Raw genomic sequence first — 26,137 nt, forward strand, 5'->3', positions numbered from 1 at the left:
GCTTCTTTAAAAATTTTGTAGAAATTCTACTAAGCTGTATATCTGGAGCTCTTATCGAGATTTGAACTCGAGACCTCTCCCTTACCAAGGGAGTGCTCTACCACTGAGCTATAAGAGCGACATCTTCGATGGAGCGGGAGACGAGGATCGAACTCGCGACATGCAGCTTGGAAGGCTGCCACTCTACCAACTGAGTTACTCCCGCATGTTGGTACTTACCACTTCAATCGAAGTTAGATGGTGGTGAGAGAAGGATTCGAACCTTCGAAACTTTCGTAGCAGAGTTACAGTCTGCCCCCTTTGGCCGCTCGGGAATCTCACCATATCACACTTACACAGTGCTGTTCTTTACTTTATACTACCACACTTTTGAGATGGTGCCGGCACACGGATTCGAACTGTGGACCTACTGATTACAAGTCAGTTGCTCTACCAACTGAGCTATGCCGGCTCTTTCTTAGTGTTTCGTACGTTTCGTATCGGAACGGTGTGCAGTTTAGCAAAACTCTGAATCGATGCAAGTGGTTTTTTCAAAAAAACCGTTAAAAACTCATAAAATCAACCCGTTTGATGATAATTCAACCGCTTTGATCACTGCGCGAGCTTTTATTTGGGTTTCATTCCACTCTGATTCAGGATTTGAGTCTGCAACTAAGCCTGCCCCAGCCTGTACATAGACCTTTTTATCACGAATCACACAGGTACGAATCGCAATCGACATGTCCATTTCACCATGCCAGCCTAAATAACCTACAGCACCACCAAATACACCACGTTTAACTGGTTCTACTTCATCAATAATTTCCATAGCGCGGATTTTTGGTGCACCTGAAAGTGTTCCAGCAGGAAAGGTTGCTTTAAACACATCTAAAGCATCCACGTCATCACGTACTTCACCCTGCACATTAGACACGATATGCATGACATGAGAATAACGCTCAATCACCATACGATCAGTCACTTGCACTTTACCAATTTTAGAAACGCGACCAACATCATTGCGACCTAAATCGATTAGCATGAGATGTTCAGCAATTTCTTTTTCATCTGCGAGTAAATCTTGTTCCAAGGCAAGATCTTCTTCCTTAGTTTTACCGCGCGGTCGTGTTCCCGCCAAAGGACGTACTGTTGCGATACCATTTTCTAAGCGTGAAAGAATTTCTGGCGAAGAACCCACGATATGAAATGGCTTTTGATCTGTGAGTGTTTGTCCTTGCACCAGAAATAAATACGGCGATGGATTGAGATGGCGTAATGCACGATAAACTTGTAAAGCCTCACCATCAAAGTCAGACACCATACGTTGACCAGGCACAACCTGCATCACATCGCCTGCACGGATATACTCTTTTACTTTCTCAACGGTTTCTAAAAACTTTTCTTTACCCGTAATGGATTCGAAATGTGGCGCAGTATGGGGTTTCGCTTGTAAGCTGACAGGCGTAGCGAGCAACTGCTCAAGTTGATCCAGCTTCTGCTGAGCCTTATCATAAGCATCAGGCTGACTCGAATCTGCGTGATGAATTAAAAACAAAGTGTCCTTTAAATTATCAAACACAATCACGGTTTGAGACAACATTAACCAAAGATCTGGCAAAGTCACAGGATCAGCCGTGGGAACATTTTTAAGTTTTGGTTCGATATAACGTACCGCGTCATACCCCAGATACCCAACCAAGCCACCAGTAAAACTTGGTAACTCAGGCAATTCAGCTTGAGTTGGCACTTTAAATTGACTTTGAAAATCGCGGATATACTGAAATGGATCAGCGCAGTCTTGCTGGCGAAGCGAGCCATCAGCTTGCTGAATGGTCAATACACCTGCATTACAGGAAAAAACAATCGACTCCCCTAAACCAATCATTGAATAGCGCGCCCAATTCTCGCCCCCTTCAACGGACTCAAAGAGATAAGCTTGTTTTTGTTCTTTAAAACGTGCAAAAACAGAAAGTGGGGTTTCTGTATCGGCTAAACGTTGGCGATACACAGGAATAGTGTTATAGCCTGCTGATTTTAATTGCTCAAATTGTACTAAGGTCGTCATGAATCTTCTCTATGGTTTTAATTTCTGCGCGTTTTTTCTGTAGTGCCTTTTCAAGCCCGCCATCGAAAAACCATAACAAACTTCATGCTTGTCTCCTGACTAAATCATCTTCTATCAATTCTGCCAAACTATCGACCACTTGCTGTGGCTGACAGTCATAGATACTTTCCCCATGATTATAGCCATAGCTGACCACAATACAATCAATACCTGCACGTCTGGCGGCTTCCACATCATTACTCGAATCACCGATCATCAAAGTTTGCGAGGCTGTAATATTTTGTTGCTGCATACAGTGTAGTAAAGGCAAAGGATGAGGTTTACGTTCAGCTAAACTATCACCACCAACCACCATCTTAAAATATGGGTTTAACTGCAAAATGTCGAGAATACCTTGCGCTAAATGCTCTGGTTTGTTAGTTACGCAAGCCATCGTAATATTATGCTCTTGACAGTAATCCAAAAATGGTAAAACACCTTCATATACTTTGGTGTTTACACATAATTCTTGTTCATAAATCTCAACAAAGGTATCAAGCAATTGCTTCTGCTGCTGGGCATCAATCTGACCAAACAAATGCTCCAAAACAGTATCACATAGTTTAGCCGCACCCTTGCCTACCCAAGCTCGAATCTGCACCTCTGTTACCAATGGTAATGCCAGCTTTTCCAAACTTAGATTCATTGCTCGATATAAATCAGCCGCCGAGTCCACAAGCGTCCCATCCAGATCAAATAAAATTAAATTTCGTTGTTGTAACTGAGCAACAGACATAGATTTCGACTCAAGAAATAAAAAGGCACGCCCATATGAGCATGCCTTGATTGTAAAAGCTTAATATAATTATTTAAAGAATAACCAAGCAATCACAGCTAAAATGATGAGCACAACTATTGAAATTAAACCAATCGATGCATTTTTTTGCTGTTCAATTTCTTGTTGGACACGAGAAATAGGTTCTTCAATCGCGATCGGTTGCTGTTCAGCAGCAGCCCGAACATCAATACCTTCAGGAATTGGTGCCGGTTTTGGAATTCCAACTTGTTGTGGCATACCATCTTGATTAATCGAAGTTTCCGCAGCTCGCTCTGCAAGCGTTGGCATACCCGCATCGTGCTTCGTTGCTGTTACTGGCTCAACTTCAATTTCTGGTAGCTCTGTAAGTGTTGGCACAATTGCCAAAACTGAAAACACAAAACTCGCGAATTGTAAAATATCGCCATCATTTAAAGCAGTTTCTTGTTCAACACGGGTATCATTAATAAACGTACCGTTTGAAGAATTTAAATCTTGCACCCATAACTGCTCTCCTTTGAGTAGCAGTGCTGCGTGACGGCGTGAAATATCCGCAGATTGCAATAAAATATCTGCATCCTGATGTCGCCCCACCAACATATCACGTTCAACACTAATCTCTTGCCCTGTAAATTCACCTGTAATGGCTTGTAATTTCCAAGTCATAGATGTTTATCCTTATCATAATTTCTTTCAATCATAACATTGTGACATAAGCGCTTCTGTGCATCTACTGTGAAGACGCTGGGCGAATCGTCGTGGTTGTCACTGTATTTTTACTGCGTTCAGTTGCTTTGGCTGGAAGCTGCACCGTTTTTCTTTGTACTTGAGGCTCAACCACAATGACAGGCTTTGTGATAACCACAGCCTCTTTTTGCGTTGTTGTTGGAACTTTTTGGTATGGTGAGCTACTTACCACAGGTTGTGGGCGATAAATATCGGCAACATTTTCAGGTAATTTTGCAAAATTACCATTTTTATCCATAGACAATTGGAGACTATATAGCTGGTTGTAACGTTGTTGAGATATACGTTGTACATCCTCAGCATCACCCACTATGGTTGGATGGATAAATACAAGTAAATTACGTTTTTCATTGCCACGACTATCTGAACGGAACAAACGACCAAGATAAGGAATATCCCCAAGAACAGGCAAACTTTGACGACTAACATCTGTCTGATCGGTAACCAAACCACCTAACACGACTGTTTGCCCATGATCTGCGAGGACTGAAGTTTTAATCGCTCTTTTACTTGTCACCAAGTCAGCAGCCTGACCCTTACTATTTTCAACGTTTGAAACTTCTTGCTCCACTTCAAGTCGGACAGAACCACCTTCACCAATATGAGGAATCACCTTTAAAGTAACACCAACATCTTTACGTTCAACAGTGGTGTATGGATTCACACCTGTGCTGTTAGTCGTCACAGAACCAGTTACGAATGGTACATTCTGCCCCACTACGATATAAGCTTCTTCATTATCCATTGTCACGATGGATGGTGTAGACAATAAATTTGATTTTTTATTTTCTTTTAGCGCTTGGATGAGAGCACCATATAATTTACGCGAGCCATTCGCACCTTCCTTGTATTCACCCAAAATAATGGATGAACCTGTACCAAGTGCGGAACCAACGCCAGCCGCCCCACCTGTTAGATAACCTGCTGCGAGCTTAGAGATACTAGAGCCGACATTCGAAAAGTTAATTAACCCAACACCGCTATTGAGATCACCTAATGCCCATTGCACACCAAGTTGATCAGCATCACTACCTACAATTTCAATGATGGCAGCCTCAATCAAGACTTGCTGACGTCGAGTATCTAACTGCTGAATGGCTGCCTCAATTTCACGCATCAATTGCGGATCAGCTTTAACAACCAAAGCATTTTGAGTGCTGTCTGCAATAATACTCACACCAGCACTATTAAAGCTTGTAACACCGCTATTTTGGCTGTTGTTGCTGTTATTATTTAGGTTAATTGATGAAGTAGAAATTGACGACGAACCTGTCGATGAACCCGAATTTTGATTATTTGAAACTAGATTGCTAATTGAGTTTGATTTACTAGCACTAGAATTTGATGAAGACGAAACTGACTGTCCGGTGACTAAACCTTGTAGAATTTCAGCTAAATTCTTCGCACTCGCATATTTCAAACGGAATACTTTCAAACCACCTAAGCGATCTGCCGATGGAACATCGAGCATTTCAATCATCTGGCGTAAACGTTTGCGTGAATCAGGATCACCCTTAATTAAAATACGATTGGTTCGGTTATCTGCAATAATTCGCACACGCGAACCAATAAAATCTTTCGACGCACCTGTCGCACTCATGGTTTCGAGCAAACCAATAACTTCTTCAGCCTGACTTGATTGCAAACTGATCGCTTCAATATCATTTTGCCCTGTACCATCCAAATTACGGATAATATTTTCAAGTTGATAAATATTCGTCGCACGATCTGAAACGATCAAAGCATTGGTGCCAGCCACAGCAGCCAAATGTGCAAATTGCGGCATCAATGGTCGTAACGCAGGAATCAAATCATTTGGGTTCGTGTTTTGCAACCAAATGACACGAGTAACAATTTGATCCCCACCTGCACGACTTCGAGCATCGTAAGGAATCCCTGAGTTTTTAGCATTGCTATCAGGAACTAACTTGACCGTATTACCTGATGGAAGTGCAACTACACCATTAACATTCAACACACCTAAAAATAGGTCATAGACCTCATCTTTATTGAGAGGTTTATTGGAAATAACAGTAACGTTCCCGCGCACACGAGGATCAACAGCAAAGTTCTTACCCGTAATATCAGCGACTTCATTAATAAATGCCGTTAAATCCGCATCACGTAGATTAATCTTCCATGTTTGTGCTTGCACATTGGTACTGATGGTCGCAACCAAAGGTGCGGCAGCAAGTAGTGCCCAAAGTGGACGTTGATGATTCAAGAAAGCCATAACCTGCACTTATTCCTAACTAATGTGATGACGTGTTATCACTAAAAACTTTGTTGTATGGTCATCACTTGATCACCACGTTTTATTTCTATTTTGGCATGTCCTTCACGACGTACTTGCTCTAATAATTGCACTTCGCTAAGACCCTGCCCGACTGTCTGACCGTTGATCGATAGAATACGATCACCAGACCGCAAACCCAAGGTATTTTTTAAATTCGTTGGTGTTCGATCTGAGATTTCGTAACCGTCTGAACCACCACCACTCACTCCCATATTTTTTAAATACTGCTCACGATTTTCCTGCATTTGTTGGATCGCTTGTCCTAGCGCAGATTGCGATGAGTTTTGAGCAGGCGCAGGTGTTTGAGGTGCTGCAGCTTGAGGGTTTAATACAGGGGCAATTGGCTGATATAAACCATTATCTAAACCCTTAAATTTAACTTCTCGTGTCGCACCATTACCCTGCTTCAGAATGACATGATCCCAATACACTTCTGCCAGTTGATAGGAAGTTGAACCGATGGTTTCACCAACACGATAACGTTCAGCAGTATCGTTCAACTTAATAACCGCCGATGACAAATAGCTTGGATAACCTAGCAATACGCCCTGCAACTCCACATTGACATCATCTTGTGCTGTCGTGGTAGCAGGTTCATTAAATAGTGCAAAAGAACTAATATTAGGAACTTGCGCCTGTTGTGAACCTAATGCAACACGATCAAACTGCATCGGCTGAGGTGGAGCCACCACCCACCAAAATAAAGAAGCTAACTTCCAGCACAACCATAAAATGAGTAAAGCTAGGATAAAAGCACTTGTTTTATCGAATTGCTGCCAACGAAACTGTTGTAGTTTTTGTGCTATTGTTTTCATTAAAAACCACCTTGCAACAATGGTTGGCGAGAACTAATAACGTAAGTGTCGAGTCCCGCTTTACCTTGATAAGATGGTACATTTAATAACATCCGCTGTGTCAACTGAACATCGAGCATAAGATTCGGGTCTAAACTTAGATTCGCCATTTTCTGACTTTGCTGATCCCGAACATCTATTTGCAATTGCCCATTTTCATCTTTCATTTCTGCAGTTAATGAAGGCATATTCATACGATCTTGGCGTTGACCAAAGGTATAATTCAATTCACCACCACCCCAGTGCAATTTACCTTCAGTTACAGTAAAGCCTTTTTCTTTTTGATAATTAAACTGTACATCTTTAAGTTGAATTGAATTCTCAGGCCACTGCCAATTGGCAAAATACTTTAAAGTCTCAGGTGCAATTTCACCTTGCAAATCTTTGATCAAAATCTTTTGACCTAAACCGTAACCAAAAATACCATTAAATTGGGTATTCCCACTGTGAATATCGAGATTTGCGCCAAGACGCAACATTAATAAATCTAAAGAACGGGTTTTCCAATGTACAGAACCACGTAACTGACCTTTTTGCCAATCCGCTTGTCCCTGCCAAATATTGCCGCTAACATTATGTAAGATTTGATTATCTTTAGAAAATTTCGCAATTAACCATGTTGCTGGAATTTGTAAAATAATAAAAATTAAAAATGCAAAAATGGCGAAAACCCACCACTTCCATTGTTTGGTATTTTTCTTCATTCCACCCTTACCAAATGCAAAATATCATCCTTTTAGAGACACTCTCCCCTGAATGACATTATGCATACTTTTTCAACATCGCCAATTCTCTCATATAAAAAAACCAAGCTTTTTAAGCTTGGCTTTAATGAAGCATAGAATCATCGTATGACAAAACGATGACGACTAAAACTTGTTTAGATTAGAAAATCTTCAAGTTTTGCACCTTTTTCTAATTCAGCAACTAACCAACGTGGCTGTTTACCACGACCAGTCCAAGTTTCTTCTGTATTATTTTTATTACGGTAGCGTGGTTCTACTGCTTTACGCGTTGTTTTCTTACGCTTTTGCTCACCTAACTCTAATAACTCTTCAACACTAAAACCAACTGCTTCAGCTATCGCAATAATCTGATTATAAGCATCTTCAATTGCTTGATCTTTTTTGCTTGCGATTAAAGCTTCTGCTTCCACCTGTAAACGTTTTAAGTCTTCTACAGATAAATCACTAATATCTGGTTTCATTAGAACCACTCCAACTCAAAAGAAATATATCACTCAAAATAAAAAAGAATTCAAAAATTCTATTTCCATAGTAATTTATATACAATTAAATAATCAATATTAAATTAGTCAACTTAATCACAATATAACCATAAATCATCTTATATTTACAATAAAACAAAAAAACTTAAGTTCATTCGATTAAATCTATTGTATTAATTTTTTTTAAAATCATGAAATAACTTTTAGAACCTGATGAATATTAATTTTATCTTAATTCTTGATGTTTTCTACAGGTTGAATTTCATATAACAAATCCACACTATCTATGAATTAATTCACAAAATAAAAAGATGAGTTATATGAGATTAACGCACTCAAAATAAATATAGACATAATAGTCTTTATAAAAATTATTTTAATGTAAGATTATTTCCAACACTTTGTTCAATAGCAATAATATTTTGTTTAATCAATTCAGGAATAGCTAGTTTATTGGACGTTAATTTATCAACACAAACCATCACTGCCTCTCCTGTTGCAACGATTTGGTTTTGTGTTTCACTCCATAAACTATAATGCATTCGAAAAGCACTATTTCTGAGCTCTTCAATACGCGCACCAATATGTAGCACATCAGGGTAAAATACTGGCTTTAAATATTTACATTGACTAGACGCTACCACCGTCACTATATCTTGATCAAATATATTTAATGCCATTAAATAAGCAATTCGTGCACTTTCAATATAGCGATAATACTGCACATTATTTACATGCCCAAAAGCATCCATATCTCCCCAAGCAATTGTTTGTCGATGTATAACAGGATAGACAGACAGTTCTTTCATATTTCACTCATATCTTAAAGTTTAGAAAATTAACATCATTTTCAAAGATTAAATTCAACTGTCTGATTAAATCCAGATTATCCCCAAGCGTTGATTTAATCCGCAAATAGCTCATTAATATATTATCAGGATATAAAGTTAATAACTGCTCGGCTTCTTCTGAACGTTGAGTTGCAACATAAATATGCCATTTTGCAAAGGTCAACATTGGAACACTGGTGTAACGCTGTTCTAGCTGAATAATACGTTGCTCAACATAGCTATAATCGGGAATTTGCTTCAGTAGTTGCTGTTGGAACCAAAGATAAAAAACCTCTGGATCGAAATTTTCTTGCAATAAATGTAATGCAAGATCCTCATGCTGCAATCCCATTTCTGGCATACGTGCTAATAATTTTAACCACAAAACCTTACTACTATATGGTCGTGCTTGAATTTCATTCTCTAGAGCAATATATCGCTGTTGCAGTGCAGCTAAGTCATCTACAGATGCTTGATCAAACTGTATGAGCAATTGTTGCAACCAAAGATCACGATGTTCTGCACTTAATAAACCATGCTGAATTGATTGTAAAAATAACCAAGGCTGTTGTAAGGCAAGTTTGCCCCACAAAACAGTAATGCGTTGTTGGTAAGCAGTTTCAATCTCAGCCAACCAAGGTGAAAGCTGATGCTGTGCAAGGAATTCTAGATGAGTTAATGCCTTTTCTGTTTCATGTTGTTCTAAGAAAATATCGATCCGCTGTAGTTCTGCCAGCTCAAAGGCCATCGGTGCTGATTTCTCTAATTTCTGCAAAGCCAGTTGATAGTCACCATTTTTATAATCAAATTGTGCATCAACAATATTACTCAGCAATCCTGATTGAGTAAAAACACGCTCAACAAACCCTTGCTGTTCTTTGGCCGCATCAAGCAGCCAGACTATACCGAGCTGCTCATATGGATGTAGATCCTTAAATTGTAAAATATTCTCTTTCTTACGCTGTTCTCGCGCAAAATATCTGCGACTCACAAACCACAACAACTGTGCGAATAAACTAATCACAATAAAAAGTGCGATTAAGCCCCATAAACTGCTTTGGAACTGCCAATCGCGCCAGTAAATATATACATAGCCATTACCGTAGCCATAGCTCATCATGACAAACATAGCAAAAAATAATAGGCTTACAAGTAAATAAATGAGCACCAGTTGTTTCATAATTAGATTACCCCAGTAAACCAAGGGTCGTTAATTTAGGTGTCGGAATAACTGAAAGATTTAACAGCTTTTCTAATTTTTGCTTGATCGTTTGACTGTTTTGATCAGGTAAAATTGATAATAATCGAATTACCTCTTGAACGGATTTGCGATACTCAGATGCTTGCCCTTGATGTAAGGCTTGTGAAGCAAGTAATAGACGTAACTGAGCTTCTTTTAAAATGAGATGACGATTGATTAAATCAGGCTGTGTACGTTGCACCTTTTCAAATTTGAACCAAGACCACCATGAAGAAGCTTCAGCTTTTTGCATTTTAATAGTTGGGTTATGCACTTCTTGTAAAAGCTTTTGATCCAATTGCTGCAATAAAGTATCAATCTGCTGCTGCTGTTGGGTTTGCATAAGCACATGATGTTGAATAGCTTGTTTATCCTGTTCGATCGCTTTCATCAGACTATGCTGTAAAGCAGGAGAAACCGTATATTGAACAATATGCTGCTGTACTTGATTTAATTGATCAATCGCATAAATGAACTGTTGTTGATCTATTGCGAATTGAACTAACTGTAATTGCTGTTTGATTAATATAACAGGAGCAACACCAGTGACCATACTAGGTAAGTTTGAAGCTTCTGAAGGGTCAGATAAATGAGCATCCTGTAATTGTCGCTGCACAGCGACAAATTGATCATTCAGCAAAGAATAACGTTGCTGCTGCTGTGTAAGCTGTTGCTGGAGTTGAGGAACGATCTGAGAATATTGTGCTACGTCATAACTAAGTTTGGCTAACCATAATAAACTTAGTAATAAAATCAGGTAAACAATCTTTCTCATATACGTCCTTGCCAAGCACCGATACTTTGAATAATCTCTGATATAGATAAATTATCAAGCTGAATAATGTTAATCTCTTGATGTGTTTGCAACCGTGCATTTTTGAGTAGCTGCGCTAAACGTTCACCTAGCACCAAATATATCCATTTCGCATCTATACTATTTTGACCACAAAGCTGCTGCCAATTATTCCAACTCGCCTCACTACTAATCAACACCATAACAGGTTGACTTGGCATTATTTTTTTTAAAATTTTTGGAAAAAGCGTAACACTTTGAATTGGGCATTGGCGACGATAAAGAACAAAATTAAGAATCTCGACACCTTGCTGTTGCAACTGCTGCATCATAAACTGCCGCCCCCCAAGACCACGCCAAAAAGCAACTTTATCCAAATGTACTTGTTGATTTAATATTGGGAGATCTAGCATACCTTCCGAATTTTCAACCTCAGGGATGTGGCTGTCTATATTAAATTTTGCGAGTGCTTGGGCAGTTGCTTGACCCACTGCGATCCACTGCACATGCTTGAGTTGATCTAAGGATATCTTTTGTTGTTGTAAATATTGCATACCGACATCAACGGCGGTCGGGCTGACAACAACAATAACTTGCACCTGCTCAAGTTGCTGATACAGTTCACGTAAATGCCCCGAAAAAGGTTCAGCTACAAGTTCCAATAATGGCAGATTGATAACTTGATGACCCACTTCCAACAATGCTTGCGTTAAGTTCACAGCACGGTCTTCAGGGCGCGTATTAATAAAAAGCATTAATAAAGCGCTTTTAACAATTCACCTGCACCTCGCTCCAATAAGCGTTGTGCAAGTTGTTCACCTAATTGTTCAGCATCTTCTGAAGTTCCAACCAATTGTTGTTTTAGTAAGATTTTCCCATCAACACTTCCCACACGACCTTCTATGTATAGCCGATCATTGGCTAAAGTTGCATATCCTGCGATTGGAACTTGACAGCCACCCTCTAGATAGGCATTAAACGCACGTTCTGCACGCACACAAATTGAGGTTTCTTCATGCTGTAATGGTTGAATGATTTTTAATAATTCCACGTCATCTGCACGGCACTCTAAGCCCAATGCACCCTGACCAACAGCAGGTAAACTTAAAACAGGCGCTAAACAATGACGAATTCGATCTGCCAAACCTAAACGCTTTAATCCTGCACTGGCTAAAATAATGGCATCATATAAACCATCATCAAGTTTTGATAAACGCGTCCCCACATTCCCACGTAAGTCAATAATCTCTAAATCAGGACGTATTTGTAAAATTTGGCATTTGCGACGCAAACTAGATGTACCTACTTTGGCACCTTGAGGTAACTCATCAAAACTTTGGTAATGATTCGAAACAAAGGCATCAAGTGGGTCTTCTCGCTCACAAGTCACAGCGAGCGTTAAACCTTCTGGTAAGTGCATTGGCACGTCTTTCATTGAATGGACCGCCAAATCAGCGCGACCATCTAACAAAGCAGCTTCCAGTTCTTTAACGAATAATCCTTTACCACCAATTTTTGCCAAAGGTGTATCTAAAATTTTATCACCCTGCGTCACAAACTTAACCAACTCAACCATTAAATCTGGATAAAGCGCGTTTAAACGGGAGCGAATATGCTCCGCCTGCCAAAGTGCAAGAGGGCTTTGTCGAGTCGCAATTTTTAAGGTTTTCATAAATTCAAGTTAAGCATGGATCAAAACAATTGTTTCAAACTTAACTTGCTCACCTAAAATTGCAAGCAAAAACTGATTTTTCATCTGGCTTAAGCTCAATATTTTATAATTGATGCATACATTCTCTTAAGCTTGGTAAATGGCGGCGACTCACAGATAAGCGTTCATCCAACTCACGTAATCTAACCTGATACTGACCTGCCGCAATCAGTTCCAACCCTTCTAAATAATCAAGAGAAACTAAAGCATTACGATGAATTCGAATGAAACGATCTGAAAACTCAGATTCTAGATCTTTTAAAGTTTCATCAATTAATACGCTGCCATTCCGATGACGAACAGTGACATATTTCTGATCTGCTAGAAAATAGTAAATATTCTCTATTGGAATAAGTTCGACCCCGCGATAAGTTTTCGCAGCAATCTGATGGCGTTGAGTTTTAGTATCGTACATATCGTCTTGTTGTTGTAAACCAGTCATTTGTGCTTGTGTAAGTTGCGTCAGACTATTGAACACCTGTTGTAAATCTTGTTGTGCAATAGGCTTGAGCAAATATCCTTGTGCTTGAAACTTAAACGCTTCCAATGCGTGTTGATCATATGCCGTACAAAAAATAATAGCTGGACGAGGGCTAAGATGACTGATCTGCTCAGCGCACTCCAATCCGTTCATTCCAGGCATTTGAATATCTAATAGAACAACATCGGGCGAATCATTTTCAATATGGTTTAACACATCCTGCCCATGATGCGCCGTCGCAATCACTTCATGACCCATTTGGGTCACTAAACGTGACAAACGCTCTACTGCGAGAGGTTCATCATCAGCAATCAGAACTTTCATCCTCTCCTCCTTGTCACCGTTAACTTCATCCGTCATTTTTATGGTTAACTTAACTTATTATTTTACTCGATAGTGATAACTTACCACCGTGGTATATAACGATACTCCCCCATAAACCTGAAACTTCACTGTCTGTCCGTAATAGGCTTTTAGACGTTGCTTCACATTTTCTATTGCAATACCATTCCCTTGTCTCGATTTTATTGTATCGTGAGAATAAGGGTTAGTAATGACTATACTGACTTGATTTTGCAATATTTCAACCAATACACTAATGGTTGAGGGCTGTAAAACTTTTTCTACCCCATGAAAAATACTATTCTCTAGCAAAGGTTGCAATGTTAATAATGGAATCGTGACTCGTTTTAATTCTAAAGACGTCGCCTGTATATTCCATTCTACCTTTAAACGCTCTCCTAAACGTAATTTTTCAATACTTAAGTACTGCTGGCACAAGTCAATTTCTTCAGCCAAACTCACCAATTTCAACTCTTGAAAACTGGCGCGGAATAATCGTGACAAGTTAATCAACATATTTTCTGCTTTGTCAGGATCAATTGAAATCAAACTCACGACACTATTTAAACTATTAAATAAGAAATGAGGATGAATACGTGCTTGCATGGCTTGAATCCGCGCATTCAGCTCACTATATTGCTGATTCATCCATTGCTCTCGCATATAGAGATAACGCAAACAGAAAGCACCAAGCAAGATGCCATACCCCAAATGCAGACTTACACCTTGAAATAAGATATCTTCAGAAAACTCATTGGTTGATGAACCCCAGTATTGAATTATATTAATGACACAAGTGGTAAGTAAAACAATAAGTTGAAGAAAAATAAAACCTAAAATTAACGCCATTTTCTGACTAAATTTGGCAAAAAACTCTTGAAAATAGTCAACAAAAGCAGAAAACGATAAAATTATCCAGTTAATAAAAAGCATGTATTGAAAAACTCGGATACTTTCCACTGCTTGCCAAGAACGAGCTTCTGCAAGTGCAAGTACCATTGCCAAAACATTACTTGCTACAATTAATTCCAATAAGTGTTGCGATTGCCTTATTTTCGTAAAAAAATAGGACCCTGCTGGACTCATTTGACGTGTTTTCGATAACTTCTTGCGTCGAATTTCAGCAACTACGTTTGGATTTGCTATACTCTTTTTTATTTTACTGAGCCGCCATGACCACATCTTCTCAATCCTCTTCTTCAGCAAGCCCTAATCAAACCTCTGGAATGTGGGGCGGTCGCTTCTCTGAAGCAACAGATGCATTTGTTGCAGAATTTACCGCATCTGTTCAATTTGACCAACGTTTTTATAAACAAGATATTGCAGGTTCGATTGCACATGCAACCATGCTTGCTAAAGTTGGTGTACTGACTGAAGCTGAACGTGATGATATTATCCAAGGTTTGAATACAATCAAAGCCGAAATCGAAGCGGGTAATTTCGAATGGCGTATTGATTTAGAAGATGTACACATGAATATTGAGTCTCGCTTGACTCAACGTATCGGCATTACAGGTAAAAAATTACATACAGGCCGTAGTCGTAATGACCAAGTTGCAACTGACATCCGTTTATATTTACGTGATGAAATTGATGACATTTTAGGTCTATTACTACGCTTACAAAAAGGCCTACTCAGTTTGGCAAGCAAAAATACCCATACTATCATGCCTGGTTTTACTCATTTACAAACAGCTCAGCCAGTAACATTTGGTCATCACCTATTAGCTTGGTTTGAAATGTTGGTTCGCGATACTGAACGCCTTCAAGATTGTCGCAAGCGAGTTAATCGCATGCCACTCGGTTCAGCAGCATTAGCAGGAACAACCTACCCAATTGATCGCGCATATACAGCAGAATTATTGGGTTTTGAAGCAGTTTCAGAAAACTCACTTGATGCTGTTTCCGATCGTGACTTTGCGATTGAATTTAACGCTGCTGCATCATTGATCATGATGCATTTATCACGTATGTCTGAAGAACTGATTTTATGGACTTCAGCACAATTTAAATTCGTGAACATCCCAGATCGTTTCTGCACAGGCTCTTCAATTATGCCTCAGAAGAAAAATCCAGATGTACCTGAACTTGTGCGTGGTAAATCAGGTCGCGTGTTTGGTGATTTAATCAGCTTATTGACTTTAATGAAAGGTCAACCATTGGCATATAACAAAGACAACCAAGAAGATAAAGAACCTTTGTTTGATGCAATTGATACCGTTCGTGGTTGCTTAATGGCTTTTGCAGACATGGTGCCTGCACTCGTTCCAAACATTGAAATTATGCGTGAAGCAGCACTTCGTGGTTTCTCTACAGCAACTGACCTTGCTGATTACCTTGTGAAGAAAGGTGTTGCTTTCCGTGATGCACATGAAATTGTAGGTAAAGCAGTTGCGCTTGGTGTAGCTGAAGAAAAAGATTTATCTGAATTGACACTGGAACAGCTTCAACAATTCTCTGATTTGATCGAAGCAGATGTATTTGATAAAGCCTTAACTTTAGAAGCTTCTGTGAATGCACGTGATCATATCGGCGGGACATCACCAAAACAAGTTGAAGCAGCTATTACTCGTGCACACACTCGCCTAGAACAGTTGTACGCTTAAGGATAAATCATGACTAGACAAGTATTTTGCCGCAAATATAAACAAGAGCTTGACGGTTTAGACTTTGCCCCATTCCCAGGTGCAAAAGGTCAAGAATTCTTTGAGACGGTTTCAAAACAGGCTTGGCAAGAATGGTTAAAACACCAAACCACGCTCATTAATGAAAAACGACTCAATGTATTCGAACCCGATGCGAAGAAGTTTCTTGAAGAGCAACGGGAGAAGTTCTTCAACAATGACGAAAGTGTTGAAAAAGCAGAAGGTTGGACGGAACAAAAGTAAATCGTTTCAGCTAACACCACTGAATAAAAGAGAGCTGAATATAGCTCTCTTTTTACGTGACATTTACATAAGTAATAAAGGGTTACAGAGTATACACAGTTGTCTACATGACAGATCAACACTCTCCGCTTATATTGAATATCAGAAACACAAAGAGATAGTTCGATATCTCAAGCAATACATGATATTTCTCTCCCAGACTTTCCCCCGAAGTCTGGGATTTTTTTATTTGTATGATATAAATTTATATTCGCGATTACATTGGGACAATAAATTGCCCCAGCAACGTTGTTCAAATTACGCTAATCCCACAATAAAAAATACCTTAGGATTTTGAGAAATTATTGGATGACTACTCTTGAAATTTACCTAATGATTACTTCATTTCCGATGACTTTATGCAACCTATGGCGATAAAAAAAGCTGCTCATTATGTAGCAGCTTTGAATCTTTATTTGATGATTATTTTTGATTCACTTTTTGTTCGATTTCTTCAATACTGGTATGACGTACATCCATACCTTTTGCCATGTAAATAACTTGCTCTGAAATATTACGTGCATGATCGCCAATTCGCTCAAGAGAACGTAATACCCACATCACATTAATCACACGAGCAATATGACGTGGGTCTTCAATCATGTAGGTCATCAAAGTTCGTGTTGCAGACTGATATTCACGATCAATATCCACGTCTGCCATCACCACTTTTAAAGCCTGGTCAACATCTAAACGCGCGAAAGCGTCCAAAGCATCATGAATCATAACGCGCACTTGGTTACCAATATGGCGTGTTTCCATATAACCGCGCGGAGACTCACCTTCTTCACATAAATTTTGCGCAATACGAGCAATTTTTGAAGCTTCGTCACCAATCCGCTCTAAATCTGTATTTGCTTTGCTCATCGCAATGACCATACGCAAATCAATTGCAGCAGGATGACGGCGGGCGAGAATCAAGGTTAAACCTTCATCAATATCACGCTCATATTGATTAACAACATTATCTTTAAATTGAACATCAATCGCCAAATTTTCATCTGTGTCTAATAAAGCATGAATTGCATTTGCAACTTGCTGCTCTACTAAGCCACCCATCGTCATAAATTTGGTATGTACATCTTGTAAGTCTTCATTAAATTGTGAAGAAATATGGTGACTTAACACAGGATTACTTGGACTCACAGTATGCCTCCACTAGACACATGGAAAAATGATTGGTGATTAAAACACAGCAATGATGAAACTTTTATGACAATAACACAGCTGAGCCAAAAGTCGATTGGTGCGAATTGATAAAACAAAAATCTAAAAATCTGTTAGTCTAAATACCCAGCTTGACGGAGCGCAGTTAATTAACTGCTGAGATTATCTTAATCACAAGATTTAAAGATGAGTACCGTTGAACCTGATCAGGTTAACACCTGCGTAGGAATCAAGCCCAACAAAAGCCTCGCCTTTATTTATCAAAGAGATAAATTCGCTATCGTTTTTGCTCGTGCTTGATTCGTTAATGTAATACATAAGGATCATGCCATGAACCAATTAACGAATCTTCCCTCTGCTGATATTTCTGCTCAACATGAGCAAGATGCTAAAGATTTAACCCGTATTTTACCCGCATCAAAAAAAGTCTATGTAACAGGTTCTCGCCCAGATATCCAAGTTCCATTTCGCGAAATTAGCTTGACAGAAACCCCAACAGGTCTAGGTGGTGAATATAATCCTCCTGTAATGGTTTATGACACATCAGGTGTTTATACCGATCCTGATGTACAAATTGATTTAAATCAAGGTCTACCTTCTGTCCGCCAAACTTGGATTGAAGAACGTGATGATACCGATGTACTCTCAAGTTTAAGTTCTGATTTTGGTCAGGCTCGCTTAAAAGATATTCGTACTGCTGACATTCGTTTTGCTCATATTCAAAACCCTCGTCGAGCTAAGGCAGGTAAAAATGTTACGCAAATGCATTATGCGAAACAGGGCATTATTACGCCTGAAATGGAATATATTGCAATTCGTGAAAATCAACGCCAAGGTGAAGGCGTAGACATGCGTCAGCATGCAGGACAAAACTTTGGTGCTCAGAATTTAAGAGAAATTACACCTGAATTCGTGCGTCAAGAAGTTGCCGCAGGTCGTGCGATTATTCCTGCCAACATTAATCATCCTGAAATTGAACCAATGATCATTGGTCGCAACTTTTTAGTAAAAATTAATGCGAACATTGGGAACTCCGCTCTAGGTTCATCGATTGATGAAGAAGTTGCTAAAATGACATGGGCAACGCGTTGGGGCGCCGACACTATCATGGACTTATCGACGGGTAAGAATATTCATGAAACCAGAGAATGGATTATCCGTAACTCTCCTGTACCAATTGGTACCGTTCCTATATATCAAGCTTTAGAAAAAGTAGATGGTGTCGCGGAAGATCTCACTTGGGAAATATTTAAAGACACTTTGATTGAGCAAGCTGAACAAGGTGTAGATTATTTCACTATTCACGCAGGTGTGTTATTACGCTATGTGCCTATGACAGCAAATCGTCTCACAGGTATTGTATCTCGTGGCGGTTCAATTATGGCGCAATGGTGTCTTGCGCATCATCAAGAAAACTTCTTGTATACGCATTTCGATGAAATCTGTGAAATCATGAAAGCCTATGACGTTTCATTTAGCTTAGGTGATGGTTTACGTCCGGGCTGTATTCAAGATGCCAATGACGAAGCACAATTCAGTGAGCTTAAAACCTTAGGTGAACTCACACATCGCGCTTGGGAACATGATGTACAGGTGATGATTGAAGGTCCTGGTCATGTGCCTATGCATATGATTAAAGAAAATATGGATCTACAACTTGAAGTATGTAAAGAAGCACCTTTCTACACACTTGGCCCACTCACCACAGATATCGCACCGGGTTATGATCATATTACTTCTGCAATTGGTGCTGCAATGATTGGATGGTATGGCACAGCAATGCTCTGTTATGTCACACCGAAAGAGCACTTAGGTTTACCAAATAAGAAAGATGTTAAGGATGGCATTATCACTTATAAGATTGCAGCACATGCAGCAGACTTAGCCAAAGGTCATCCGGGCGCTCAAGTTCGTGATAATGCATTGTCGAAAGCACGTTTCGAATTCCGATGGGATGACCAGTTCAACCTCAGCTTAGACCCTGATACAGCACGTAGCATGCACGATGAGACTTTACCCAAAGAAGCACACAAATCTGCACATTTCTGTTCTATGTGCGGACCAAAATTCTGCTCGATGAAAATCACGCAGAATGTGCGAGATTATGCCCAAAATCAGCACAATGCCAAGCAATCAAATGATGCTGAAACAGATGTTGAAGCAGGTCTCAATGCAATGAAAACCGCTTATCAGGAACATGGTCAAAAATTGTACCACAAACTGTAAATCGACTAAAAAAAGATTTGCCCACGAATCATTCTCGGTTAGGATGAGATATGTACAATCTCATCCTGATTGAAGATGAATATTCTTGACCACGCCAGCTATTCAGCATCCGACGTTACGATAGAATCTCGAGAGTTTTTATTCCGAGGATTCATTCAAGTTGAGAAAGTGAATCTTACGCACCGACTATTTCATCGATCTGAATATTCACCAATTATTCAGCGTGAACTTATACATCGTCCAGAAGCTGCTGGCGTTTTACTTTATAACAATCAGCAACAACGTTTCGCACTTATTGAACAATTTCGTGTTGGTGCATTAAATGACTCCGAGTCAGCATGGCAACTTGAGATTATTGCTGGTGTACTGGATGGAAATGAATCTCCAGAAACCTGTATTCGTCGTGAAAGTCTAGAAGAATCAGGCTGCGAAATTGATGAATTGCAGCATTTATTCAGTTTTTATCCTTCTGCTGGTGCATGCGCTGAGTTTTTTCATTTATATGCTGCAGAAGTTGATTTACCAAGCAGTGGGGGCATCTTTGGCGTTCCAGATGAAGGAGAAGATATTCAACTCCATTTGTTTGATTACGCTGAAATCACGATGTTATTCAAAAATAATCGCTTGAAGAATGCCCCTGTCATCATGGCATTACAATGGCTTAGTCAACATATACAACGACAATAAATCTGAAAGGGGTAAGACGGTGACTTTCCAAGTCTCAAAATTATCACAAAAAGATTTTGTGATCATACAAATTACTGATACTCATCTATTGGAGTATCCGCATTTAGAGTTTGTCGGGATGCACCCTGAACAAAGCTTTCATGCAGTAATTGACTTGATGCGCCAACAACATCCGCAGATCGATATGATTGTGCATACTGGAGATTTAGCACAAAATCCAACAACTGTGACTTATGATCGCTATCTTAAGCATATGCAGAGTATAGGTATTCCCTTTTTTCAGACGCCCGGCAATCATGATGATGTATCTCACTTTCCTTTTCATGGAGCAAATCCACATCAACCTACTGTGGTAGAAATTGGCGATTGGTGCATTATTTTACTCAATAGCGCACAGCCAACAAGAATTGATGGCAAAATTGCAGAGGCTGGCCTTGAACAATTAACAGAATTATTAAAAAAACATCATGATCGCCATATTATGATTGCCTGCCATCACCATCCTTTTGCCATGGAATCTGCTTGGATTGATCAACATAAACTAAAGAATTCATCTGATTTACTCGAAACGATTCGACCTTTTTCAAATATCAAAGCCATCATCTGTGGTCATGTCCACCAAGATTCTATTAATACATGGCAAGGTATTCAATTTTTATCAACGCCATCAACCTGCATACAGTTCAAACCTAAAAGTGATAAGTTTGCACTTGATGAAGAACATCCGGGTTACCGCTTTATTAAGCTTAAAGCAAATGGAGAAATCGAAACTCAGGTCTATCGTTTATCAACTTCACAGCGAATGAATAGCTCTGAAGTCTTGGGATATGACTAAACTTTTGATTACAAATTACATTATCGTTTTCTCACAAAATCTAGACGGGAATGACTACCATCTTGCTGAAAAACTCTATATGATGTCGACCCTTGATGGAAAAAACCATCTTAGGTTTCTATAAAAACACTTGCATATCACCATATTTTTTGCGTATAGATAGTACGTGTAAGATGAGGAATGCCCTATATGGCGAATGACAACCAAAATCAAGTCTTGGACGAACAGACGGAAGTGATCGACGATCAAAAATCGGCTGTGAAACGCGTACGTAAAACCAAACCAAAAGCTTCAGAAGGTGGTACAACTGCAAGCTTATTTGGAATTGCACCTTATCAGCCGAAGAAAAATGAAGAATATATGTCTGAAGGACAGCTTGAGCATTTCCGCCAAATTTTAAATGCATGGAAAGCTGAGTTAATGTCTGAAGTTGATCGTACATTGAACACAATGCAAGATGAGTCAACGGCTCTTCCTGATGTCAACGACCGAGCAACGCAAGAAGAAGAATTTGCGATTGAATTACGTACACGTGACCGTGAGCGCAAACTCATTCGTAAAATCGAACAATCAATTGAAGCAATTCAAAATGAAGACTACGGTTTCTGTGAGACCTGTGGTATTGAAATTGGTTTACGTCGTTTAGAAGCTCGCCCTACGGCGACCTTGTGTATTGATTGCAAAACTTTGGCTGAAATCAAAGAAAAGCAAAATAACGGTTAATTTTGACAGCTATGTTAAACCATGCAGCGAAGCATAGCTTCGCTCTTGCGCAGCGGCAAAGCGGTGCTTTGCTTAATCGCTGCTCATATGTGGGTCGGTTTGCGCCATCGCCAACCGGCCCATTGCATTTTGGTTCTTTGATTACCGCAGTTGCCAGTTATTGCGATGCCAAGGCCAACCAAGGGAAATGGCTAGTTCGCATCGAAGATACCGATATTCCTCGTATTTTTCCGAATAGCGAAACACATATCCTCTCTTGCATTGATGCCTTTCAATTTGAACTAGATGCTGAGATTATTTTCCAAAAAGATCGTTTCGAGATCTATGAACAGGTACTTGAGCAACTCAAGCAATCCGATGCGATTTATGCCTGCCAATGCACACGAAAAATACTGGGTTCAAATCATATCTATGCAGGAACCTGTCGCGATTTAAATTTAGAGTTTGCTGATCAAGCCATTCGTTTAAAAGTCACGGATCAACAGATTTGTTTTCAAGATCGCTTACAGGGTCAGTTATGCTCTAATCTTAAATATGACTTGGGTGATTTTGTTTTAAAACGCCGTGATGGCATTATTAGTTATCAACTCGCTGTCGTGGTAGATGACTATTTACAAGGTATTACGCATGTGGTGCGCGGCGCAGACCTTTTAGACAATACCGTCAGACAAATTTGGTTAGGCTCTTTACTGAATTACCCATCTCTCAACTATATGCACCTCCCCCTTGCCATGAATGATCAAGGGCAAAAATTATCTAAACAAAATTTGGCTCAAGCGTTAGATATCAATCAGGCACCTGAGCTCTTACAGCAGGCTATTTTAGCTTTAGGTCAATCTGCTATAGAACTTGATCAGCCACGTATCATGCTTCAACAAGCCGTACAACAATGGGATATAAATCGAATCCCCAAAGGCATCCATCTTAATGGTGTTTTCTTATAAATAATAAAAAAGCCCTGCATAATGACAGGGCCTTTTTATTGTTTAAATATCTTAGAAATTCGATTCTTCTTTCACAGGGTTTAACTCTTGAGTTGAAGCATCAATTTTCAGAATTAAACTAATCATCGCAGCACACATCATTAAAGATGTACCGCCATAACTAATGAATGGCAAAGTCAAACCTTTAGTAGGCATTAAGCCCATATTCATGCCAGCATTTACCAAAATTTGCATCAGAAAAATAATGCTAATGCCATATGCTAAATAGCCTGCGCGTAAGTAGTTATGTTGCAGAGCACGATGTCCTATTCGAATACAGCACGCCAACATAGTAAAGGACAATACCATCACCAAGGTGACACCAACAAAGCCAAACTCTTCACCAAGAACCGCTAACATAAAGTCTGTATGCGCCTCTGGAAGATAGGAAAGCTTTTGTACGCTGTGTCCTAAACCCGTTCCAATCCATTCTCCACGTCCAAATGCCATCAACGCATTTGATAACTGATAACCGACACCTAATGGGTCAGCCCAAGGATTCGTAAAGGAAATTAAACGCTGGAAACGGAATGGTTCAAATAAAATAAGTGCAGTAATCCCTGCTAGAATTGCCCCAAGCATAATTAAAAATTGAGTTGCTGGTGCACCTGCCAAGAAAAACACACCAACCATCATGAGGACAATAACAACCGTTGCACCGAGATCGGGCTCTGCAACAATAAATCCAACTGTCAAAGCCATGACACCACTCAGTCGCAATAAGCCTTTCCAATGCGTTCGAACTTCTTTAGCACGGCGAACAACATAGTCAGCGGTAAAAATTGCCATTACGATTTTCGCAATTTCCGTCGGTTGTAAAGTAAAACCACCGAGCTTAATCCAACGATGTGAACCGTTTACTTCCGAACCAACGACCAACACTGCCAATAGCAGCACCATCGTCACAAGCCATAATGGGAAAGCATTTTTAAACCATAAGTTCAAGGAAACTCTATAGGTTAAGAATGCCACTACGGCAGCAACAACAATCGAAATTCCATGACGAATTAAGAAATAAAATGGATTCTCATGAATATATTCAGCATATGGCATTGATGCAGATGCCACCATGACCGAACCGAAACACAGCAAACAAATTACACAAAAAATGAGCACATTACGCGCTGTCATTTCGGCAGGAAGTTTAGGTAAACGATTCAATAATTGTGAAATCTTTTGTACCGTATTTTGGGCTAAATCAGCCATAGATCAGTTCCTAATTTTTATTTTCATTCAGGGCATTTACACATGCCACGAATTGATGTCCGCGATCATTATAGCTTTTAAACATATCAAAGCTTGCACAAGCTGGTGATAGTAAAACGACATCTTCAGCCTGAGTATATTTCTGCGCGAGTGCTACAGCTTCCGATAAATTCGTTGCGTGTTGGATTACAGTGGTACCTTGAATAGCTTGTTCAATCACAGCTGCATCTTCACCAATCAGAATCACTGATTTTACATATTTTTGAATCGCATCTCGTAATGGTTTGAAATCCTGCCCTTTACCTTGACCTCCTAGGATCAAGGCTAGTTTGCCATGTTTCACTTCAATAGCAGCACCTAAACCATCAATTGCAGCAAGGGTTGCACCTACATTGGTTCCTTTAGAGTCATTATAGTAACGCACCCCAGAAACTGTTTTCACATATTCACAGCGATGCTCTAAACCTTTAAAATGCTTGAGTGTTTCCAACATGGATGCAGTATCTAAACCAATCGCCTCACCCAACGCCAGACATGCGAGTGCATTAGCAACATTGTGCATACCTTGAATATACATATCAGAGGTTTTCATCAAACGCGCTCTGCCACGTGCTAACCACATCGTGCCATCAGCATCACGAAGCACACCATATTGATTTAAATCAGGTGCATTCAGACCAAAACTTTGCATTGGTGTAACATCAGGTACCAGCGGACGACTTAAATTATCATCGCGGTTATAGACCACTTTTTTTACGCCTTGGAAGATTCGATGTTTGGCCTTGTGATAACCAAGCATATCACCATGACGATCTAAATGATCTTCACTCATATTCAAAACAACTGCGACTTCTGCATTTAAATTTGAGGTTGTTTCTAACTGAAAACTAGATAACTCTAAAACAATTAAATCTGGCTTATCTTTGAGCAAATCTAATGCAGGACGTCCTAAATTCCCGCCTACAGCGACTTTTCGACCAGCTTCTTGTGCCATTAACCCAATCAGCGTCGTTACTGTGCTTTTTGCATTTGATCCTGTAATTGCAACAATTGGGACTTCAGTAGCACGACGTAGTATTTGAATATCACCAACAACAGGAATACCTTGTTCAATTGCTTGTTGAATTTCTGGCAATTGAGGCGCAAGTCCTGGACTAAGAATAATTTCTTCTGCTTGTAATAAAAGTTCTGTATCCAACTTTCCAAAACTGGTACGAACACCGGCAGGAATTTGATCATGCCCTGGCGGTGTTTCTCGAGAATCCGTTACTGCAACTTGGTAGCCTTGCTCATGTAGGAAGTTGACTGCTGACACTCCCGAAATCCCTAAGCCAGCTACAACTTTTAATCCACCACGTTGTATTAACATTTTTGCCCCATTTTTTGCAGATTACAGAATGGCAAAAATGTTAGCACTTTACTGTTTTAAATGCTTTTTCAGTTTTCATTTTATTCGATATTTTTTGTGTCAGTGCGTAAGCGTTAAACAGATAAAATTTACTGTTATTTTTTCGGCTTATTGATTCAAGATATAAATTTTTTTAACTTTAAAATGAATGTATTTTAGCAATGAGATGTTTCAAAGATGGGCGAGAAGTTGACTGATTTTGAATATTTATTTAATCCAACATATTCATGCTACAGGTTCTTTTTGAATGATCTAAAATAAGAAAAACACCCGTATTTAAAGAGAGACATATTTTCAAAGAACTCACAATCAAGAGTATCAAAAAATAAAGCCCACAATCCAATGTGAGCTTTTAGAGATTCAACGCCATTTTACTGTTTGAATCGCTTCTTTATTTTGTGGTTCATTCGCGTCAGTCGAGCAACCACAACCACCAGCACATCCGATAACAGCTTTAGGTTTTAACCACATGGCCAAACTCTGCCAACCAAATCGCTGACATAGATTTGACAAAATAAGCGACAAGGAACTTGCAGTTTTAGGGAATACTTTCTTAAAAACGACAAAAGTGCTCCATAACACTAATACAGCAATAATCAAGTACTCAAACATA

General features: G+C 39.4%; 25 protein-coding genes, 4 tRNA genes and 1 riboswitch. Of the genes, 7 read left to right on the top strand and 22 right to left on the bottom strand.

Annotated elements, in window-relative coordinates:
• Nucleotides 1–43: 43 nt before the first annotated feature.
• From AC0JIQ_RS15010 to AC0JIQ_RS15095, 18 genes are all read right to left on the bottom strand, one after another.
• Nucleotides 44–118 (bottom strand) — tRNA-Thr (locus AC0JIQ_RS15010).
• 11 nt (nucleotides 119–129) lie between these two features.
• A tRNA-Gly gene (locus tag AC0JIQ_RS15015) sits at nucleotides 130–205 on the bottom strand.
• Nucleotides 206–238: 33 nt separating this feature from the next.
• Nucleotides 239–322: transfer RNA gene (locus AC0JIQ_RS15020), tRNA-Tyr, on the bottom strand.
• 53 nt (nucleotides 323–375) lie between these two features.
• Nucleotides 376–451: transfer RNA gene (locus AC0JIQ_RS15025), tRNA-Thr, on the bottom strand.
• Between the two features lie 99 nt (nucleotides 452–550).
• On the bottom strand, nucleotides 551–2,044 hold the full coding sequence (trpE, locus tag AC0JIQ_RS15030) for an anthranilate synthase component I (protein ID WP_474202105.1): 1,494 nt from the start codon (nucleotides 2,042–2,044) through the stop codon (nucleotides 551–553).
• Nucleotides 2,045–2,126: 82 nt separating this feature from the next.
• Entirely contained in the window at nucleotides 2,127–2,819 is a 693-nt protein-coding gene (locus AC0JIQ_RS15035; protein ID WP_474202106.1) for a phosphoglycolate phosphatase, read from the bottom strand.
• Nucleotides 2,820–2,888: 69 nt separating this feature from the next.
• Nucleotides 2,889–3,506 carry an FHA domain-containing protein gene (locus AC0JIQ_RS15040; protein ID WP_474202107.1) on the bottom strand — a complete coding sequence of 206 codons (618 nt, stop codon included), beginning with the start codon at nucleotides 3,504–3,506 and terminating at the stop codon, nucleotides 2,889–2,891.
• Nucleotides 3,507–3,570: 64 nt separating this feature from the next.
• On the bottom strand, nucleotides 3,571–5,820 hold the full coding sequence (gene gspD / locus AC0JIQ_RS15045) for a type II secretion system secretin GspD (protein WP_474202108.1): 2,250 nt from the start codon (nucleotides 5,818–5,820) through the stop codon (nucleotides 3,571–3,573).
• Nucleotides 5,821–5,861: 41 nt separating this feature from the next.
• Nucleotides 5,862–6,698 carry a type II secretion system protein N gene (locus AC0JIQ_RS15050; protein ID WP_474202109.1) on the bottom strand — a complete coding sequence of 279 codons (837 nt, stop codon included), beginning with the start codon at nucleotides 6,696–6,698 and terminating at the stop codon, nucleotides 5,862–5,864.
• Nucleotides 6,698–7,441 carry a type II secretion system protein N gene (gene gspN, locus AC0JIQ_RS15055; RefSeq protein ID WP_474202110.1) on the bottom strand — a complete coding sequence of 248 codons (744 nt, stop codon included), beginning with the start codon at nucleotides 7,439–7,441 and terminating at the stop codon, nucleotides 6,698–6,700. The genes AC0JIQ_RS15050 and gspN overlap by 1 nt, the downstream gene beginning before the upstream one ends.
• A 176-nt stretch (nucleotides 7,442–7,617) precedes the next feature.
• Complete coding sequence (locus AC0JIQ_RS15060) at nucleotides 7,618–7,944, bottom strand: H-NS histone family protein (RefSeq protein ID WP_004659373.1); 327 nt, start codon at nucleotides 7,942–7,944, stop codon at nucleotides 7,618–7,620.
• 392 nt (nucleotides 7,945–8,336) lie between these two features.
• Nucleotides 8,337–8,774 carry an acyl-CoA thioesterase gene (locus tag AC0JIQ_RS15065; protein WP_346511781.1) on the bottom strand — a complete coding sequence of 146 codons (438 nt, stop codon included), beginning with the start codon at nucleotides 8,772–8,774 and terminating at the stop codon, nucleotides 8,337–8,339.
• 7 nt (nucleotides 8,775–8,781) lie between these two features.
• Nucleotides 8,782–9,975: a heme biosynthesis protein HemY gene (locus AC0JIQ_RS15070; protein ID WP_474202111.1), complete on the bottom strand. Its 1,194-nt coding sequence runs from the start codon at nucleotides 9,973–9,975 to the stop codon at nucleotides 8,782–8,784.
• Nucleotides 9,976–9,982: 7 nt separating this feature from the next.
• Nucleotides 9,983–10,810 carry a hypothetical protein gene (locus AC0JIQ_RS15075; RefSeq protein ID WP_474202112.1) on the bottom strand — a complete coding sequence of 276 codons (828 nt, stop codon included), beginning with the start codon at nucleotides 10,808–10,810 and terminating at the stop codon, nucleotides 9,983–9,985.
• Nucleotides 10,807–11,583 (bottom strand): uroporphyrinogen-III synthase, encoded by a 777-nt coding sequence (locus AC0JIQ_RS15080; protein WP_474202113.1) that lies wholly within the window; start codon nucleotides 11,581–11,583, stop codon nucleotides 10,807–10,809. Before AC0JIQ_RS15080 ends, AC0JIQ_RS15075 begins: the two co-directional genes overlap by 4 nt.
• Nucleotides 11,583–12,500 carry a hydroxymethylbilane synthase gene (gene hemC / locus AC0JIQ_RS15085; protein ID WP_474202114.1) on the bottom strand — a complete coding sequence of 306 codons (918 nt, stop codon included), beginning with the start codon at nucleotides 12,498–12,500 and terminating at the stop codon, nucleotides 11,583–11,585. Before hemC ends, AC0JIQ_RS15080 begins: the two co-directional genes overlap by 1 nt.
• Before the next feature lie 103 nt (nucleotides 12,501–12,603).
• Entirely contained in the window at nucleotides 12,604–13,344 is a 741-nt protein-coding gene (locus AC0JIQ_RS15090) for a LytR/AlgR family response regulator transcription factor (RefSeq protein ID WP_004659382.1), read from the bottom strand.
• A gap of 57 nt (nucleotides 13,345–13,401) precedes the next feature.
• Nucleotides 13,402–14,544: a sensor histidine kinase gene (locus AC0JIQ_RS15095; protein ID WP_046738950.1), complete on the bottom strand. Its 1,143-nt coding sequence runs from the start codon at nucleotides 14,542–14,544 to the stop codon at nucleotides 13,402–13,404.
• On the opposite strand from AC0JIQ_RS15095, the gene argH reads away from it, so the two are divergent.
• Complete coding sequence (argH, locus tag AC0JIQ_RS15100) at nucleotides 14,535–15,968, top strand: argininosuccinate lyase (protein ID WP_004659386.1); 1,434 nt, start codon at nucleotides 14,535–14,537, stop codon at nucleotides 15,966–15,968. The two genes, AC0JIQ_RS15095 and argH, sit on opposite strands and share 10 nt — an antisense overlap.
• A 9-nt stretch (nucleotides 15,969–15,977) precedes the next feature.
• Entirely contained in the window at nucleotides 15,978–16,250 is a 273-nt protein-coding gene (locus AC0JIQ_RS15105) for an oxidative damage protection protein (RefSeq protein WP_004659388.1), read from the top strand.
• 462 nt (nucleotides 16,251–16,712) lie between these two features.
• Here the strand turns inward: AC0JIQ_RS15105 and phoU are convergent, their stop codons facing one another.
• Nucleotides 16,713–17,435 (bottom strand): phosphate signaling complex protein PhoU, encoded by a 723-nt coding sequence (gene phoU / locus AC0JIQ_RS15110; RefSeq protein WP_004659390.1) that lies wholly within the window; start codon nucleotides 17,433–17,435, stop codon nucleotides 16,713–16,715.
• A 146-nt stretch (nucleotides 17,436–17,581) separates the two neighbouring features.
• Nucleotides 17,582–17,702: riboswitch (TPP riboswitch) on the top strand.
• A gap of 84 nt (nucleotides 17,703–17,786) precedes the next feature.
• Between phoU and thiC the strand changes: the two genes are divergently transcribed.
• The 5 genes from thiC to gluQRS all read left to right on the top strand — a co-directional run bounded on the left by thiC (nucleotide 17,787) and on the right by gluQRS (nucleotide 22,871).
• Nucleotides 17,787–19,682 (top strand): phosphomethylpyrimidine synthase ThiC, encoded by a 1,896-nt coding sequence (gene thiC / locus AC0JIQ_RS15115; RefSeq protein WP_241341011.1) that lies wholly within the window; start codon nucleotides 17,787–17,789, stop codon nucleotides 19,680–19,682.
• Nucleotides 19,683–19,757: 75 nt separating this feature from the next.
• Entirely contained in the window at nucleotides 19,758–20,369 is a 612-nt protein-coding gene (locus AC0JIQ_RS15120) for an NUDIX domain-containing protein (RefSeq protein ID WP_336938662.1), read from the top strand.
• A 19-nt stretch (nucleotides 20,370–20,388) separates the two neighbouring features.
• Nucleotides 20,389–21,204: a 3',5'-cyclic-AMP phosphodiesterase gene (gene cpdA, locus AC0JIQ_RS15125; protein ID WP_474202115.1), complete on the top strand. Its 816-nt coding sequence runs from the start codon at nucleotides 20,389–20,391 to the stop codon at nucleotides 21,202–21,204.
• A gap of 189 nt (nucleotides 21,205–21,393) precedes the next feature.
• Nucleotides 21,394–21,927, top strand: a complete 534-nt coding sequence (dksA, locus tag AC0JIQ_RS15130) for an RNA polymerase-binding protein DksA (RefSeq protein ID WP_004659397.1) — start codon at nucleotides 21,394–21,396, stop codon at nucleotides 21,925–21,927.
• 11 nt (nucleotides 21,928–21,938) lie between these two features.
• On the top strand, nucleotides 21,939–22,871 hold the full coding sequence (gluQRS, locus tag AC0JIQ_RS15135) for a tRNA glutamyl-Q(34) synthetase GluQRS (RefSeq protein ID WP_474202116.1): 933 nt from the start codon (nucleotides 21,939–21,941) through the stop codon (nucleotides 22,869–22,871).
• A gap of 51 nt (nucleotides 22,872–22,922) precedes the next feature.
• Here the strand turns inward: gluQRS and ftsW are convergent, their stop codons facing one another.
• The 3 genes from ftsW to AC0JIQ_RS15150 all read right to left on the bottom strand — a co-directional run bounded on the left by ftsW (nucleotide 22,923) and on the right by AC0JIQ_RS15150 (nucleotide 26,136).
• Nucleotides 22,923–24,116, bottom strand: coding sequence for a putative lipid II flippase FtsW (gene ftsW / locus AC0JIQ_RS15140; protein ID WP_004659402.1), 1,194 nt, complete (start codon nucleotides 24,114–24,116; stop codon nucleotides 22,923–22,925).
• A 10-nt stretch (nucleotides 24,117–24,126) separates the two neighbouring features.
• Nucleotides 24,127–25,485, bottom strand: a complete 1,359-nt coding sequence (murD, locus tag AC0JIQ_RS15145; protein WP_474202117.1) for a UDP-N-acetylmuramoyl-L-alanine--D-glutamate ligase — start codon at nucleotides 25,483–25,485, stop codon at nucleotides 24,127–24,129.
• A 399-nt stretch (nucleotides 25,486–25,884) separates the two neighbouring features.
• Nucleotides 25,885–26,136: a DUF6587 family protein gene (locus tag AC0JIQ_RS15150; RefSeq protein WP_474202118.1), complete on the bottom strand. Its 252-nt coding sequence runs from the start codon at nucleotides 26,134–26,136 to the stop codon at nucleotides 25,885–25,887.
• Between the last annotated feature and the right edge of the window lies 1 nt (nucleotide 26,137).

The sequence above is a fragment of the Acinetobacter sp. FB genome (assembly GCF_056033405.1).